This is a genomic window from Colwellia psychrerythraea (assembly GCF_000764225.1).
Taxonomy (GTDB): Bacteria; Pseudomonadota; Gammaproteobacteria; order Enterobacterales; family Alteromonadaceae; genus Colwellia; species Colwellia psychrerythraea_D.
On the sequence record NZ_JQED01000037.1, the window covers coordinates 108,299 to 124,168 of the forward strand.

Below are 15,870 nucleotides of genomic sequence, written 5' to 3' on the forward strand. Positions count from 1 at the left end.
CAAATCAAAATCGAAATATTAAAACTGTTTATGCTTCGTTGACAATCTACAACGGATAAATTATCAATAGTGATAATTTACTGTGTCAATTAATGCAATAGGCCGTACTATCAATATGTCTTTTACTCTATTTTGTTAACGCTATATAAGTACAGTTAACAAAATGAGATTTCGCATATAAATGTGGCCGCAGTTTGCCTCTTACGTCTCTCTTTAAAGCTTCTAGGGTTAAAATTGTTACGTTGATTAGCCTTGTATGACTCTTTCATATGGCTACTTAATATGCTGTTCGCGTTAAATATCAACTAATAACCCTTTTATTATCACACTATCCTTGGCGTTTAGCCAATAAAAAAGGGAGTTAATTGCATTATTAGCCAAATAAAGTGTGTTAAACTGCAGCGATGAAAGAAACTAAGACTCAAAAAGCCAATCACGTGCATAAAAATAAAGCAAACACACAACATCACTCAGTTGATAAAAAAACTCAGCATAAGAAAATTAATGCTGTTAACACTAATCAAGTCATCAATGTAGCTGAAGAAAGACCGAAAGTGCGCTTCATTACCATAGACAGCGAGGATGCTGGCCAACGTATTGATAATTTTTTATTAAGAACGCTTAAAGGTGTGCCGAAAAGCCACCTTTATCGTTTAATGCGTAAAGGTGAGATAAGGGTTAATAAAAAGCGTATTAAGCCTGTTTATAAATTAATGAATGATGATGAAGTGCGTATTGCTCCCATTAGAATTTCAGAAGAAAAAGAAACAGTATCAACAGGGCTAAATATTGTCGCTAATCTTGAAAAACAGATTCTTTTTGAAGATGAGCGGTTAATTGTCATTAATAAACCATCTGGTATGGCGGTTCATGGTGGTAGTGGTTTGAGTTTTGGACTGATTGAGGCACTGCGTGCATTGAGGCCAGAAGCTAGAATGTTAGAACTTGTACATCGATTGGATAGAGATACCTCAGGTTGTTTAATGGTGGCCAAAAAACGGTCAACTTTGCGTAATTTACACGAACAGTTTCGTGATAAAAATGTACAAAAATTTTACCATGCATTAGTGAAAGGTCATTGGCCTACTAAATTAACGCGAGTTACCGATGCATTAAAGAAAAATGATTTAAAATCAGGTGAGCGAGTAGTCGTTGTTGATAATCAGCAGGGCAAAGAGTCTGAAACACGTTTTAGAGTTCTAGAGCGTTATCGCGGTGCAACCTTAGTAAGAGCTTTTCCTGTCACAGGAAGGACACATCAAATACGAGTACACTGTCAAACTAATGGCCATTCTATTGCTATGGATGCAAAATATGGTCATGAAGAGTTTGATGAGCAAATGAGAAGTAAAGGCTTAAAGCGACTATTCTTACATGCAGCGAGTATTGAATTTACTCACCCAAGTACTGATCAAAGGCTAAAAATTGAAGCTCCTCTTGAAGCGAGTTTAGAAAAGTTATTATCCAAGTTGGTAAAAGAATAATCGATATGATCAAGTACAAATTAGTTATCTTTGATTGGGATGGCACGTTGATGGACTCAATCGCACGTATTGTTTCATCAATGCAAGCAGCGGCACAGCAATGTCAGTTAACTATACCAAGCGTAAAATCTGTCAAAGATATCATTGGCCTAAGTTTGCCAAAAGCACTTGAGATCTTATTTCCAGCGGCTTCTCAAAGTCAAATTTCGGCGTTAATCGGGCAATATCAATTTCAGTATGTTGAGGGTGATGTTACACCTGCACCATTATTTGAAGATGCACAGTTGTTGTTAAAAACACTGACTGATAATAATAGATTATTAGCAGTGGCAACAGGTAAAGGCCGACAAGGGTTACAACGAGTGTTAGCAGCGACACAAACAGAACATTTCTTTCATGCATCTCGTTGTGCGGATGAAGCCCTGTCAAAGCCTGATCCGCAAATGTTATTAAGCTTATTAACAGAGCTTAACATTGAACCCGAACAAGCGGTTATGATTGGTGACGCCAGCCATGATATGAAGATGGCTCAATCTGCTGGTATCGATCGTATTGGAGTTACTTTGGGTGTTCATAATAGAGAAGTATTAAGCAACTACCAGCCAATCGCGATTGTTGACTCTCTTATTGAGTTGCAACAAATATTAATACCTGTACCAGGCAATAAATAATAGGAAGGAGAGTGCTTTTAAAAGAAGTAAGCAGCAAGTGTGTTAAGCGCGTTACTTACTTTTTCTATTTTTAGAGCAACTGTTTACTTTGCTCAGCTAGCACATCAATACCTTGTTGCTTTAACAATTCGACGAGTTTAATTAATGGTAATCCTATTAATGTATTTGGATCGTCGCCTTCAAGTTTGCTAAACAAACATATTCCTAGCCCTTCACTTTTAAAACTACCTGCACAATTGTAGGGTTGTTCTGCATTGAGATAATTCTCGATGTCGTCTTGACTCAGTTGATTAAAATGTACTGTGAAAGGTTCAACCAATGAAACAACTATTTCTTTCTCGCTGTCATATACGCAAAGCCCTGTATAGAAGGTAATACTCTTACCGCTAAATTTATTTAACTGAATGACCGCATTTTCGAAATTGTGAGGTTTACCTAAAATTTCTCCTTCACAAACTGCAACTTGATCTGAGCCTATAATGAGTGCTTTTGGAAATTCCGGTTTAACGGCTTTCGCTTTTTCTATAGCGAGGCGTTCGACTAAGTCCTGAGGTAATTCATTGTCTTTTTCTGTTTCATCTATGTTAGGTTTTGCGCAGTAAAAAGGTAGTTTGAGCTTTTCTAAAATTGTTTTACGAAATGGAGAGGTGGAGCCAAGGACTAAGGTTTTCATATTTACCTTCTAAATAATCTTGTAAAAATAGTTTGATACGAACTGGGTTAATTTTTTAATTACCTAACATTATCTATAGATTCATAAAAACAGAAGCATTTATGATTTTATTAACCTATAGATTTTATTAACCTATATAGGCAGTAATTCTTTAGTCGTTCTACAGTAATTTGATTACATCACAAAATGAATGAAATAATAACTATGTTAACGTTATTTTTATTATTCATAAGTTCGTTATTGGTTCGCTGTGTTATTCTCTAAATAAAACGGCAGAATATAAGTAATGATATTACAGGTTTAATCAGTGGTTGTTGTTAGAGTAAACAATTAATACACGATTATTGTTAATATTGAGTTTATCTTGAGCTTTTAATCAAAATAGTGCAATTTTCTTTTGACACTTGCCTGTAGGGACTATATTATGCGCGCCTTATGCAGAATCTTAAACTTCCAATAACAATTAATCCATCCCGAAGCGCTCAACGTAGACTTGTGTGTGAGGGCGTGTGTAAATTGTCGGATATGACTCGACTGCTTGCTGAATGCGAAAGCAGAAGCGAGCATGTTCAAGTTAGTGTTAAGTTTGATGTGGATGAACGTGGTTTGACAGTAATGTCAGGCACAGCATCGGCATTAGTTGCATTAACTTGTCAGCGGTGTAACGAAAGTTTTGAGCAGTTACTTGAAGTAGATTTTGCTTTTAGTCCTGCCAAAAATGAGGAAGCAGCTGAGAAAATTCCGTCATATTATGACGTAGTCGAATTAGATGAAAATGGCGAAGTAAACTTACGTGAATTAGTGGAAGAAGAGTTAATTCTCATGATACCATTAATTCCAAGGCACGACATTCAAGATTGTCCAGCTGATGCTGATTCAGTTTGGGGTGAGTTGCCAGAAGAGGTTGAGAAGCCAAACCCATTTGATATATTAAAACAATTCAAATAGTTAATAAGCATAAAGCCCTTTAACTAATAACCGATTCAGGAGTAACTCATGGCAGTTCAAAAAAGCAAGAAGTCTCGTTCAAGACGTGGCATGCGCCGTTCACATGATGCATTAACAGTAGAAAACTTATCAGTAGACCCAGTATCAGGTGAAACGCATCGTCGTCACCACGTAACTGCTGATGGATTTTACAAAGGCGTTAAAGTAATCGCTAAATAAGCGATTACTTCGTTACAGTAAAATAGTTTAGGCTTACTTCGTTTGAGCTTAAATAGTTATCTAACCATAGCGTTAGATGTTATGGGGGGCGATCAAGGCCCCTCTATAACTATTTCTTCAGCAATAATGGCTATTAATAATCAGCCTAATTTGCACCTTATTCTTTGTGGTGATGAATTGATCATTACAGAATCTCTTGCCCGCTTTAATATTTCTCAAAAAAGTTTAGCTGCACATAAACAGCTCAGTATTCAGCCAACCTCTCAAGTCGTTTCAATGTCAGATAAACCTATTGTGGCACTGAGGACCAAAAAAGATTCTTCGATGCGTAAGGCCCTTGATTTAGTTCATGTTGGCAAGGCACAAGCTTGTGTAAGTGCTGGTAATACTGGTGCACTCTTTTCAATGGCACATTTTGTGTTAAAAAATATACCTGGAGTTGAGCGTCCAGCGCTGATTTCCTCACTACCTACCCATGATAAAGATAAACATGTTTTCATGCTTGATTTGGGGGCGAATGTTTTTTGTGACTCCCACGTATTATATCAATTTGGTGTGATGGGCTCAGTGATGGCAGAGCAAGTCGATGGTATAAGTAAACCACGTATTGCATTACTGAATATGGGTGAAGAAGCGATTAAAGGCAGTGATCATATAAAACTCGCGGCACTTGAGTTAAGTGAAAATAAAGACATTAATTATGTCGGCTTTATCGAAGGTTGTGACATTTTTTCAAATAAAGCTGATGTCATTGTTTGTGATGGATTTGTCGGTAATGTCGCATTAAAAACCTGTGAAGGTGTTGCTCGATTAGTCTATCAAAAATCTAAAACAGCTTTTAGTGCAAGTATATTGGCTAAAGTGTTTGGTTCATTACTTAAACCAAGCTTTAAAAAGCTGTTTAAAACTATGAACCCCGACCAGTACAATGGCGCAAGTTTGATAGGATTACGCGGTATAGTGGTGAAGAGTCATGGTAACGCCAATTCAGGTGCTTTTTTAGCTGCTATAGAAGAAGCAGTCAAAGAAGTTGAAAGACAAGTTCCCGAGAAAATTAAAACGTCATTAGAACATGGCTTTACTTGTCGTTAACCATGCTTTACTTAGTGGGCAAATACTTTCTACTATGTTACCTTTCCCTAAACCAATAATATTAAAATCAACATATTTACTAAAATAATTCAAATAGAGTATCAATATGCAAAATAAATTAGCATTCGTTTTTCCAGGGCAGGGCTCTCAAACTGTTGCCATGCTCAGTGACTTTGCAGAAAATAGTATCGTGCAAGCATCGTTTGCAGAAGCATCAAAAGCATTAGGTTATGACTTGTGGCAACTTGTGGCACAAGGCCCAGCAGAAAAATTAAATCAAACTAATTTTACCCAACCGGCACTGTTAACAGCAAGTGTTGCTTTATGGCGCCTCTGGCAAAGTGAATCAGAAGTGAAGCCAGCTATTATGGCGGGCCACAGTTTAGGTGAGTATTCTGCATTAGTATGTGCTGGGGTTATTTCACTGAGTGATGCTGCTGTGTTAGTCGAAAAGCGTGGCGAATTGATGCAAGCTTGTGTACCTGAAGGTGTCGGTGCAATGGCAGCTGTCATAGGTTTAGCTGATGAAGATATCACCTCTGCTTGTGATAACGCTAAGGAAGGACAAATTGTTTCTGCTGTTAACTTTAATTCGCCAGGGCAAGTTGTTATTGCTGGTCACAAAGAGGCAGTAGAAAGAGCTGGTGAACTATGTAAAACAGCGGGTGCTAAGCGTGTTTTACCATTACCTGTTAGTGTCCCATCTCATTGCGCTTTAATGAGTGACGCAGCTGATAAGTTAGCAATTGAACTTGAGTCAGTAACTTTTAATCAGCCAGAAATTGCTGTTGTAAACAATGTTGATGTGGCAGAAGAAGTCACAGGTGACGCAATTAAAGCTGCATTAGTGAAGCAATTATATTCTCCAGTTCGTTGGAGTGAAACAATAAGCCTACTTGCAAGTGATGGTATAGAACAAGTCATTGAAATAGGACCTGGCAAGGTTTTGCAAGGTTTGAATAAACGAATAAATAAATCATTGAAAAGTGTTAGCTTCAACACCAGTGATTCATTACAACAAGCAAAAGACTTAGTTAATAATTAATTTTAGTCTGTGGTCAAAAATACAACGCGCTAGCTTGCTTATCAAGCTAGCGTTATAAAATAAAATAGTAGGTGAAAAATATGTTTTCTTTAGAAGGAAAGATCGCTTTAGTTACTGGTGCAAGCCGTGGTATCGGTAAAGCAATAGCAACACAATTACAGTCCCTTGGTGCTACGGTCATAGGAACTGCGACATCAGAAAATGGTGCGAATAAAATAAGCGAATACTTAACTGCCGAAAATGGTAGTGGTATGGGATTAGTACTAAACGTAACCAGTGATGACTCTATTACGGACATGTTTGCAGCAATTAAAGAAGCACATGGTTCAATTGATATATTAGTCAATAACGCAGGTATTACTCGTGATAACCTATTTATGCGTATGAAAGATGATGAATGGTCAGATATTATAGAAACTAATTTAACGTCTGTTTATAAAGTCAGTAAGGCCGCCATTCGTCCCATGATGAAAAAGCGTACCGGTCGTATCATCAATATTGGTTCTGTGGTAGGCACTATGGGTAATGCAGGACAAGTAAACTATGCTACAGCTAAAGCGGGATTATTAGGCTTTACTAAAGCATTAGCACGCGAAGTTGCTTCACGCGGTATTACGGTAAATACTGTTTCGCCAGGCTTTATCGATACCGATATGACACAAACATTAACAGATGAACAAAAAGAGGGGATTTTCTCACAAGTTCCTGCTAATCGTTTAGGTAAACCAGAAGAAATTGCGAGTACTGTTGCTTTTCTAGCATCCGATTCTGCAGCTTATGTTACTGGTGAAACAATCCATGTTAATGGTGGTATGTATATGGTGTAAGCCTTGATTATTAAGGCTTACATTATTATTTAATTATATTTTTCAACAGTTCAACAGGTTAGACCAGTTCAAAAAAATGAATTAGATGCTTGCATGGCAAGCTGTTGACGAATACACTACACGCAATTTGAAAAAATGCACTTTCAGTAAAGGAAATAAAATGAGTAATATCGAAGAACGCGTAAAAAAAATCACAGTTGAACAGTTAGGTGTTAGTGAAGCAGAAGTGAAAATTGATTCATCATTTGTTGATGACTTAGGTGCTGACTCATTAGACACTGTTGAATTAGTTATGGCGTTAGAAGAAGAATTTGATACTGAAATTCCTGACGAAGAAGCTGAAAAAATTACAACAGTTCAAGCAGCAATCGATTACGTTACTGCTAACCAGTAATTGTTAATAAGTTCGATGTTATCGGACTTAACGAAATAATAAAAGCGGTATACTTAATTGTAAGTGACCGCTTTTTTTTTATGCTTAAGATGACGATATAACTCAATAGAAGTTTACATTGGGTAATTCACATAATTTTTCGGAGGCCGCTCTATTATGAGACGTGTAGTAGTTACTGGCATTGGCATGCTTAGCCCATTAGCCAACACCGCAGAAGAAACATGGCAAAACCTGCTGCTTGGTAAAAGTGGTATTGGCAATATTGATCATTTTGATACCACTGATTATCCCACTAAATTTGCGGGTTTAATCAAAGATTTTGATGCTCAAAATTATATGGAACGAAAAGAAGCCAAAAAAATGGATCTTTTTATTCAATATGGTATTGCTGCAGGTGTGCAAGCTTTTAAAGATTCAGGCCTTGAAGTGACTGAGCAAAATGCTCCTCGCATTGGTGTAGCTGTTGGATCTGGTATCGGTGGTTTAGGCTTAATTGAGCAAAATCATCAAAAGCTGATAAAAGCTGGTGGTAATCCACGCAAGTTATCACCCTTCTTTGTGCCTTCAACCATTATTAATATGATAGCAGGCCATTTATCCATTATGTTCGGTCTACAAGGGCCCAATATTGCCATTACTACTGCATGTACTAGTGGTGTACATAATATTGGCCATGCTGCTCGTATGATTGCTTATGGTGACGCTGATGCCGTGGTTGCAGGTGGTGCTGAAAAAGCGTCAACAACATTAGGTATGGGTGGTTTTGGTGCGGCTCGTGCATTATCTCGTCGAAATGATGATCCTGAAGCCGCTTCTCGTCCGTGGGATAAAGACCGAGATGGTTTTGTGCTTGGTGATGGTGCAGGTGTTATTGTTGTTGAAGAATATGAACACGCAAAAGCCCGTGGTGCAAAAATTTATGCTGAGCTGGTAGGCTTTGGTATGAGTGGCGATGCGTATCATATGACTTCACCACCAGAAAATGGTGATGGTGCAGCACGCGCTATGCAAAATGCAATTAATGATGCAAAAGTAGATATTAGTAAAATTGGTTATATTAATGCTCATGGCACATCAACACCAGCAGGAGATATTGCAGAAACGAATGCAGTAAAAACTATATTTGGTGCTAGCGCGAAGGATGTCATGATGGGCTCTACTAAATCTATGACGGGTCATCTATTAGGTGCTGCAGGCTCTGTTGAAGCTATTTTTAGTATCCAAGCTTTAGTAAATAATCAAGTTCCACCCACAATCAATTTAGATAACCCCGATGAGGGATGTGATCTAGACTATATTGCTGGTGCAGCACGTGATGTTGATCTTGAATATGTACTTTGTAACTCATTTGGCTTTGGTGGAACTAACGGCTCATTAATCTTTAAGAAGGTTTAATGTGCGATTGTTAGTTTTAGTGTAGTTAACTATAAGTAAACTACTTGAAAATAAATGAGTAAGCCTGAATACTAACCTAGTAATAGGGAAGTCTTCAGGCTTTTTTGTGCCAATAAACTTTATATTCTTACTACTGTAGTAACACTCAATGAAATATTGTTCGATAAATGGTAAACAACAAACCACACTTGCGGTGACTGACAGAGGATTAGCGTATGGTGATGGGATATTTACCACAGCTAAAATTGTTAATGGCCAAGTGTTACTCTTAGAAAAGCATATCGAGCGGTTAACCCATGGCTGTCAGTATTTAAAGCTTAAATTACCGACAAATATAAATTTACAAAAGCAATTAGCTGATGTAGTCAAAGGTTTTTCCTTAGCCGTATTAAAAGTGATGATAACTGCCGGCAGTGGTGGCAGAGGGTACTCCAGATTTGGTTTAACTGAGAATTCTGCCAACCTAATCATTATGATATCTGATTTCCCACGTCAGTATGAATTGCTCGCTCAGCAAGGCATCACCTTAGGTGATAGTAAACAACAAATTTCAACAAGTCCTATGCTTGGTGGGATTAAACACCTCAACAGACTTGAGCAAGTCTTATTGAGGGATGAATTGGATAAACGCATAGAAGACGACCTTATTGTGACAAATTGCCAAGGCAATGTTATTGAAGCGACCAGTTCAAATATCTTTTATTGGCATAACGAACAGTTATGCACCCCTGAAATATCAACATCAGGCGTTAATGGCATTATTAGACAGGCGATTATCGCTAAAAAAAATGACATAAAAATATGTCAAACAAGACTCGAAGATCTTAAACACGCACAAGCGATGTTCATTTCTAATTCTTTGATGGGCATAATGCCAGTAAAAACGTATAATAATCGTAAGCTTACCCTTGATATGGTATTAAATATTCAAAAAGAAATGAAAAGCTTTATTTAGACAAACCTCTAATCGTTTAAAAAACCTACAAAGGATAGAGCGTGCTCAAAAAATTTATTATTACTACTCTGTTAGTCTTGTGTGGTGTCATTGCTACTTTAGCTTACCAATTCGATCAGGCGTTAAAAACGCCTTTATCAATGGAGAAAAATAGTTTTATAGAAGTAGTACCAGGTAGTTCTATTAGCGCCTTTGCCAAACAGTTAACGCACAAAAAGTGGATAGCGACTCGGTTCTGGTTGAGAAATTATGGTCGACTATTTCCGCAATATGCCAATATCAAAGCGGGTACTTACTTGATAGTTAAAGGTTCAACATTAGGGCAGTTATTGGCTCAGCTTGTTGAAGGGAAAGAGCACCAATTCTCTATCACTTTTATTGAAGGAACTCGCTTTAAAGATGCGTTGATGATACTCGCAGAACACCCTTATATCAGTCAAACGATGAAGGGGAAGTCGATCAATGAAATAGCGCTTAAACTTGAAATCGATGCTGAAAACCCCGAAGGGTGGTTATTTCCAGATACTTATGCTTTTACTGCTGGTACTTTGGATATAACACTTTTAAAACGTGCTCATGTAAATATGCAAACACAACTAAATGGTTTGTGGGAGCAAAGGGCAGAAAACTTACCGTATGACACGCCTTATCAAGCTTTAATAATGGCTTCGATTATCGAAAAGGAAACGAGCTTTGTCGCTGAGCAACCTATAATATCATCGGTATTTGTTAATCGATTACGCAAAAAAATGCGTTTGCAAACAGACCCTACGGTTATATATGGTTTAGGTGAACGTTATTCTGGAGATATAACAAGAGCGCATTTACGAGAGAAAACTGCTTACAATACATATAGAATTAATGGTTTACCGCCTACGCCAATTGCTATGGCTGGACTATCCGCTTTACAAGCTACCTTAAACCCAGTTACGAGTGATTACCTATACTTTGTAAGTGGTGGCAATGGTAAACATGTGTTTAGTAAAACGTTAGCAGAGCATAATATTGCCGTTAAACGCTATTTGAAAATGCAACGACAAAAAAGATCACAGTAACTTTAGTACTAATGAATAAATAGCCGTTACTATTCAAAATGCAGCTTTTCAGTGGGAGTCTAAGCGATTTTAGGCCAGAAGTTGCTTTAACCCTAGTCATTCTATGCTTTGATTATTCGACGCAGCTGTACGTCATTTATAGCCCATCGTAAAAGTGTTTTAGCAACATCTTGCTTGGCAACGGGTATAAATTATGTCATCAACCGTATAAAATGAAACTAATAACAACGAAAAAGGTAGAAGGGCAGTTATGTCTCTAGGAAAATTTATTGTCATTGAAGGCATGGAAGGCGCAGGAAAATCCTCAGCTATCACTGTCATTGAAAATACTCTAAAAAATCATGGTATTGAATTTATTAACACAAGAGAACCTGGAGGCACTCCTTTAGCTGAATCTTTACGTGATATGGTGAAGTCGGTGGACCATCATGAGAAGCTTACCGTAGAAACGGAATTACTGCTTATGTATGCTAGTCGCAGTCAATTGCTTGCTAATAAAATACTCCCGGCTTTAGCTGCCGGTAAGTGGGTAATAGGAGATCGCCACGACCTGAGTTCTCGAGCATACCAAGGAGGAGGACGAGGCTTTGATGAAACGATAATGAATACTATTAGGGATATTACGTTGAAAGGTTTTTGCCCTGATATCACCTTGTATTTAGATATCGAACCACATATTGGTCTATCTCGCGCTAAAGCTCGGGGTGACTTAGATCGAATTGAGTTAGAGAAAATGGAATTTTTTATTCGCGTTCATAATAAGTATCGAGAGCTGGCTGAAAATGACGACTCAATTGTCACTGTTGATGCAGCACAAACAATGTTAAAAGTGCATCAAGAGGTTGAAAAATCAGTTACTGAGTTTATTGCTAAAACAGATAAAGGCTAGAGAACAAATATGTTACAGATTTGCCGCGAAAAGCAAGTGCAGCTGAGTCGACAATACCAAGATAACACCTTAGCACATGCTGTTATAATTCAGGGGATAGAAGGCTCTGGTCAAAATGCACTGGCAAAGTGGTTAATAGAACTATTAATTTGTCAAAGTCCATTGTCATTAACTCATCCGCATGAATCTGAGGCTGTTAGCGAAGCTTGTGGCCAATGTAAAGCCTGTTTGCTCAATAAAGCAGATAACTATCCCGATCATTTATTACTACTTGCTGATAACAAAATGTTAGGGGTTGATGATATTCGTCGTGGTAATGCTTTTCTTGAGAAAACAGCTCAGTTAGGCACAGTGAAAACAATATTAATTCCACAAGCTCAAATTATGACGGTTGCTGCGGCTAATGCATTATTAAAAACTTTAGAGGAGCCAACTGAAAATAGTTATATTGTCTTGATCACAGACGATCTAGATAGTTTATTACCTACTATAGTTAGCCGTTGCGCTTTATATGTTATTAGGCCTGTAATTGGTGATGCTTTGCTGTCACAACTCGATGTGTCTAACAGTGATGATGCCCTAGACTCAACCGGTTCAATGGTCAGTAACACAATTACTAACTATGTTAATTTATCCCAATTACCTGAATTGACTGATAAAGCTGTTTATGAAGAATTTCAAGCGTTTAATAAAAGCTATCTAGATTATTTATTTAACGGGCAAAGTGAAGATAATTTACTAAGTCAAATTGTTGCTAGTAAACATAGCTTACGTTGGTTGGAAAAAATCACCTGTAATATTCTAAGAGAATATTACCTTGATAATGCGATAGAACAATCATCACTGATTGTACAACAACAAATGTCAGTTCATGTGTTTAATCAAATATATCAAGCTATCATCACTAGTAATAAACTGATAAAGTCTTACCAGCAAGCTAATCGGCAATTCGTCGGTGAACAGTTACTTATGACGATAAATAATATCGTTAGACCATCGATTTAGGAGACCAACTTGGTTCCATTAAACGTAGAGTTTTACTCAGACCGTGATTTATACCTTGCCTACATGCCTTTTCTTAATGAAGGCGGCGTTTTTGTGCGTACACCACGTCAATATGACTTAGGTGATGAAGTTGAGTTACATATATTATTGCCTGATGCTTTAGAGGAATCTATTGTTCAAGGTGAGGTTTGTTGGTTAACCCCTGTTGGTGCGCAGAATGGCACACCTCCTGGTGTTGGTGTTACTTTTGTTAAAGATCCTGAAAAAGTTCGCCATCAAATTGAACAAATCATTGCCCGACACTTAAATTCTTCAGAGCCAACGCTAACTATGTAACTTGGTTTCTTGTCCTTAGTAAGTGACAAGCATTCATTCTTAAATCAATATACAAACACAGGAGCCCCTCGTTGTTTATAGACTCTCATTGTCATTTAGATCGACTTAATTTATCACTGTATGATAACAAATTAGATAATGTTATCGAGGCAGCTGCAGCAGCCAAAGTAACTAAGCTACTGTGTGTCAGTGTCACGTTAGAGGACTTTCCTCAGATGGCAGAAAAAACAGCTCACTATGATAATGTTTTACTGACTTGTGGTGCACACCCTTTAAACCAAGAAGATAAAATCAAACCTGAGCAATTATTGGCATTAAGCCAGAATGAACGTGTTATTGCCATTGGTGAAACCGGGTTAGATTATCATTACGCGCCTGAAACCAAGGAGCTGCAACTGGATTCATTTAAAAAACATATCCAGGTAGCTAAGCAATTAAAAAAACCACTGATCATACATACTCGCGAGGCACAGCAAGATACTTTAGCATTACTTCGCAGTGAAGGAGCAGAGCAGGTAGGTGGTATTCTTCATTGTTTCACAGAAAGCTGGGCGATGGCTGAACAAGCGATAGCATTAGGTTTTTATATTTCTTTTTCGGGGATAGTAACGTTTAAAAATGCTACTGCACTGAGAGAAGTTGCTGCATTAGTTCCTGATGATAAACTATTAATCGAAACTGATGCGCCGTATCTTGCACCTGTTCCTCATCGTGGTAAAGAAAATCAACCGGCTTATGTGGTCGAAGTAGCAAAACATTTGGCAAGTATTCGAGGCCAATCTGTTGAAGAGATAGCGAAACTTTCAAGTGATAACTTCAACCGTCTTTTTAAGCTGTAAATCATTCCTAGGGAGTTAATAAACTAACCCCTTAATATAAGTTTATTTTGATCAAGTTGTAATAAAAAAAGCCCAGACATTTGTCTGGGCTCAAAAATTGGCTCAGGGGTTGAGCCGTGCGCTAATTAACCATCATAAGGCAGTTAAGATAAAAACAAAAATAAACTATGTACTCACACCTTAGCAACAAAATAGCTACTGTTAGCTAAGCTTGTGCAATTAAGTTTAGTGTAAGTTTTTTAAATTGCTAATCTTTTTTTGTTTATTTTTTTTACCTTATAATACAATTGGTTATTTCTACTTTTACTGTTGACTATAATTGTTAACTAGGCATGATTTATCGATGTAACAGTCTGTTTTTAGTTGATTTATATAGCCTTCTAGCCGTATCAGAGCAAGTTAAACTATTGAAAGTTAGTTTTAACTTATTTCATTGTTTATCGCATACCTTGAGGCAATAAAGCTAAACTTTCCTCAGCAAAACCGACACCAGCTTCAGTATAAAAGTTAAAGACTTTATCAATCCCGAACGCTTCTAATTGCCGACGCTCATCGTCGTATCGAGCGACAGCGGCAATTTTTCCGTTATAATTTGCAGCTTTCAACTGTTTAGTTATGTTGATAATATCTTGCACTGAAGGTAATGCGAGTAAAACTAGTTCAAGTTTTGATAGATCAATACTTTCCCAAAAATAAATATCTTCTGCATCGCCGTAGTATGCTTCCATACCCTTGTTGTGTAGCCAGGTTATTTTTTCTTTATCTGCATCTAAGCCCCAGGCTGGATTAGTGCCATGACTATTAATTGCTTGATAAGCCCCCATTCCAACTCGCCCCATGCCGATTATTACAATAGGGCGTTGACAAGGTTGGCAGAAGTTATCTTCCACGAGTTTAGTTTTACGCTCAAAACGTGATAAAAATCCTCTGTGCTTAGTAAAGGTCGTGTGAGCAAATTGATAAATAATGTTGGTTAGAATAAATGAAATTGCCATGCCTAATGCAAGGATCACCAGCCAGTCATTACTGAGCCAGCCAGTTGATACACTTAACGCACCAACAATTAAGCCAAATTCACTAAAGTTGCTCAATGACAAAGCACTTAAGAAAGCAGTACGGCTACGAATTTTTAATAACGTAAAAATACCGTAAAACATGACAAACTTAACAGGAATCAATAAAATTAATAAGGTGGCTAAACCTAGCATCTCTAATGTGGGGATCGCCGTAAAACCGATAGAAAGAAAGAAGCCGATTAAAAATATGTCTTTAAAGTTCATTAATGCTTTATTGATTTCAGTGGCTTTAAGGTGAGAAGATAAAAACATGCCAACAAGTAATGCACCTAGATCACCTTTAATATTAACTAATTCAAATAATTCATAACTTCCTAGGGCTAAGAAAAAGCCCATTAAGGTAATGAGTTCGCCGTGGCCAACATGATGAATAACTCTGTTAATAAGTGGCTTAATTACAAATAAACCAAGTAACGAGAATGCCCAAATCGACGGTATTTTACCTGTAGCGGCAACTAAAAAAGCAACCGCGATAATATCTTGAATGACTAAAATACCAACAGCTAACTTGCCGTGACGAGTTCGCATCTCGCCATTTTCTTCCAAAAGCTTTATCACACACACAGTACTACTGAAACTTAAGGCAAAAGCTATTAGCGCTGCAGTAGTTAAGTCTAAATCGCTGAAATAACTGATTGAAGCTAAGGAAAGTATTTTAATAAACGTTAAAGTAACGACTATCCAAAGTACGCTATGAAGAGAACATCCGAGCCAAACCTCGGTTTTAAAGAGGTTTTTTATTTTAAGTTTCAAACCTATTGTGAAGAGCATGATGGTTATACCTAAATCACTCAATATGCTCAAACTTTCATCAGCTTGGTAACCCGCGATGTTTAAGATAAATCCTGCGGTGAGAAAGCCAATAGAGGGGGGCAGTGAGACTGTTTTTGCTGCTAATCCGCAGATGAAAGCGAAAAGTATCCAGATAAAATCCATTATTTTGCTCTAATTTTCGTTGTTTTATAAA

The 15,870-nt window shown here is 37.5% G+C and carries 17 protein-coding genes; 15 read left to right on the forward strand and 2 right to left on the reverse strand.

The features are described 5' to 3' along the window. Positions 1-404 precede the first annotated feature (404 nt). Positions 405-1,484: a 23S rRNA pseudouridine(955/2504/2580) synthase RluC gene (gene rluC, locus ND2E_RS08000; protein ID WP_223303630.1), complete on the forward strand. Its 1,080-nt coding sequence runs from the start codon at positions 405-407 to the stop codon at positions 1,482-1,484. A gap of 5 nt (positions 1,485-1,489) precedes the next feature. Beyond that, the gene (locus ND2E_RS07995) at positions 1,490-2,155 is read left to right on the forward strand and encodes an HAD-IA family hydrolase (protein WP_033094451.1); all 666 of its coding nucleotides are present in this window, start codon (positions 1,490-1,492) and stop codon (positions 2,153-2,155) included. Between the two features lie 70 nt (positions 2,156-2,225). Here ND2E_RS07995 and ND2E_RS07990 read toward each other — a convergent pair whose 3' ends face one another. Next, entirely contained in the window at positions 2,226-2,828 is a 603-nt protein-coding gene (locus tag ND2E_RS07990) for a Maf family protein (RefSeq protein ID WP_033094452.1), read from the reverse strand. Between the two features lie 435 nt (positions 2,829-3,263). On the opposite strand from ND2E_RS07990, the gene yceD reads away from it, so the two are divergent. From yceD to ND2E_RS07925, 13 genes are all read left to right on the forward strand, one after another. Continuing rightward, positions 3,264-3,776 carry a 23S rRNA accumulation protein YceD gene (gene yceD / locus ND2E_RS07985; protein ID WP_033094453.1) on the forward strand — a complete coding sequence of 171 codons (513 nt, stop codon included), beginning with the start codon at positions 3,264-3,266 and terminating at the stop codon, positions 3,774-3,776. 48 nt (positions 3,777-3,824) lie between these two features. After that, positions 3,825-3,995: a 50S ribosomal protein L32 gene (rpmF, locus tag ND2E_RS07980; protein WP_033094454.1), complete on the forward strand. Its 171-nt coding sequence runs from the start codon at positions 3,825-3,827 to the stop codon at positions 3,993-3,995. 42 nt (positions 3,996-4,037) lie between these two features. Then, entirely contained in the window at positions 4,038-5,087 is a 1,050-nt protein-coding gene (plsX, locus tag ND2E_RS07975; protein ID WP_033094455.1) for a phosphate acyltransferase PlsX, read from the forward strand. Positions 5,088-5,193: 106 nt separating this feature from the next. Further along, positions 5,194-6,132, forward strand: coding sequence for an ACP S-malonyltransferase (fabD, locus tag ND2E_RS07970; protein ID WP_033094456.1), 939 nt, complete (start codon positions 5,194-5,196; stop codon positions 6,130-6,132). Positions 6,133-6,212: 80 nt separating this feature from the next. Next, the gene (gene fabG / locus ND2E_RS07965) at positions 6,213-6,959 is read left to right on the forward strand and encodes a 3-oxoacyl-ACP reductase FabG (protein ID WP_033094457.1); all 747 of its coding nucleotides are present in this window, start codon (positions 6,213-6,215) and stop codon (positions 6,957-6,959) included. Positions 6,960-7,119: 160 nt separating this feature from the next. Beyond that, positions 7,120-7,353, forward strand: a complete 234-nt coding sequence (gene acpP, locus ND2E_RS07960) for an acyl carrier protein (RefSeq protein WP_011043112.1) — start codon at positions 7,120-7,122, stop codon at positions 7,351-7,353. A gap of 156 nt (positions 7,354-7,509) precedes the next feature. Next, a complete protein-coding gene (gene fabF / locus ND2E_RS07955) occupies positions 7,510-8,748 on the forward strand; it encodes a beta-ketoacyl-ACP synthase II (RefSeq protein WP_033094458.1) in 1,239 nt (412 codons plus the stop codon). Positions 8,749-8,896: 148 nt separating this feature from the next. Beyond that, the gene (gene pabC, locus ND2E_RS07950) at positions 8,897-9,703 is read left to right on the forward strand and encodes an aminodeoxychorismate lyase (RefSeq protein ID WP_033094459.1); all 807 of its coding nucleotides are present in this window, start codon (positions 8,897-8,899) and stop codon (positions 9,701-9,703) included. 41 nt (positions 9,704-9,744) lie between these two features. After that, positions 9,745-10,758 carry an endolytic transglycosylase MltG gene (gene mltG / locus ND2E_RS07945; protein WP_033094460.1) on the forward strand — a complete coding sequence of 338 codons (1,014 nt, stop codon included), beginning with the start codon at positions 9,745-9,747 and terminating at the stop codon, positions 10,756-10,758. 250 nt (positions 10,759-11,008) lie between these two features. Then, positions 11,009-11,647 (forward strand): dTMP kinase, encoded by a 639-nt coding sequence (gene tmk / locus ND2E_RS07940; protein WP_033094461.1) that lies wholly within the window; start codon positions 11,009-11,011, stop codon positions 11,645-11,647. Between the two features lie 9 nt (positions 11,648-11,656). Further along, positions 11,657-12,652, forward strand: a complete 996-nt coding sequence (locus ND2E_RS07935; RefSeq protein ID WP_033094462.1) for a DNA polymerase III subunit delta' — start codon at positions 11,657-11,659, stop codon at positions 12,650-12,652. Positions 12,653-12,661: 9 nt separating this feature from the next. Beyond that, complete coding sequence (locus tag ND2E_RS07930; protein WP_033094463.1) at positions 12,662-12,988, forward strand: PilZ domain-containing protein; 327 nt, start codon at positions 12,662-12,664, stop codon at positions 12,986-12,988. A 71-nt stretch (positions 12,989-13,059) separates the two neighbouring features. Then, complete coding sequence (locus tag ND2E_RS07925; protein WP_033094464.1) at positions 13,060-13,827, forward strand: TatD family hydrolase; 768 nt, start codon at positions 13,060-13,062, stop codon at positions 13,825-13,827. 437 nt (positions 13,828-14,264) lie between these two features. Here the strand turns inward: ND2E_RS07925 and ND2E_RS07920 are convergent, their stop codons facing one another. Beyond that, a complete protein-coding gene (locus ND2E_RS07920) occupies positions 14,265-15,839 on the reverse strand; it encodes a cation:proton antiporter family protein (protein ID WP_033094465.1) in 1,575 nt (524 codons plus the stop codon). Between the last annotated feature and the right edge of the window lie 31 nt (positions 15,840-15,870).

Coding starts and splice junctions, on each gene's coding strand:
- rluC (WP_223303630.1), top strand. CDS start 405: ATGAAAGAAACTAAGACTCAAAAAGCCAATCACGTGCATAAAAATAAA.
- ND2E_RS07995 (WP_033094451.1), top strand. CDS start 1,490: ATGATCAAGTACAAATTAGTTATCTTTGATTGGGATGGCACGTTGATG.
- ND2E_RS07990 (WP_033094452.1), bottom strand. CDS start 2,828: ATGAAAACCTTAGTCCTTGGCTCCACCTCTCCATTTCGTAAAACAATT.
- yceD (WP_033094453.1), top strand. CDS start 3,264: ATGCAGAATCTTAAACTTCCAATAACAATTAATCCATCCCGAAGCGCT.
- rpmF (WP_033094454.1), top strand. CDS start 3,825: ATGGCAGTTCAAAAAAGCAAGAAGTCTCGTTCAAGACGTGGCATGCGC.
- fabD (WP_033094456.1), top strand. CDS start 5,194: ATGCAAAATAAATTAGCATTCGTTTTTCCAGGGCAGGGCTCTCAAACT.
- fabG (WP_033094457.1), top strand. CDS start 6,213: ATGTTTTCTTTAGAAGGAAAGATCGCTTTAGTTACTGGTGCAAGCCGT.
- acpP (WP_011043112.1), top strand. CDS start 7,120: ATGAGTAATATCGAAGAACGCGTAAAAAAAATCACAGTTGAACAGTTA.
- fabF (WP_033094458.1), top strand. CDS start 7,510: ATGAGACGTGTAGTAGTTACTGGCATTGGCATGCTTAGCCCATTAGCC.
- pabC (WP_033094459.1), top strand. CDS start 8,897: ATGAAATATTGTTCGATAAATGGTAAACAACAAACCACACTTGCGGTG.
- tmk (WP_033094461.1), top strand. CDS start 11,009: ATGTCTCTAGGAAAATTTATTGTCATTGAAGGCATGGAAGGCGCAGGA.
- ND2E_RS07935 (WP_033094462.1), top strand. CDS start 11,657: ATGTTACAGATTTGCCGCGAAAAGCAAGTGCAGCTGAGTCGACAATAC.
- ND2E_RS07920 (WP_033094465.1), bottom strand. CDS start 15,839: ATGGATTTTATCTGGATACTTTTCGCTTTCATCTGCGGATTAGCAGCA.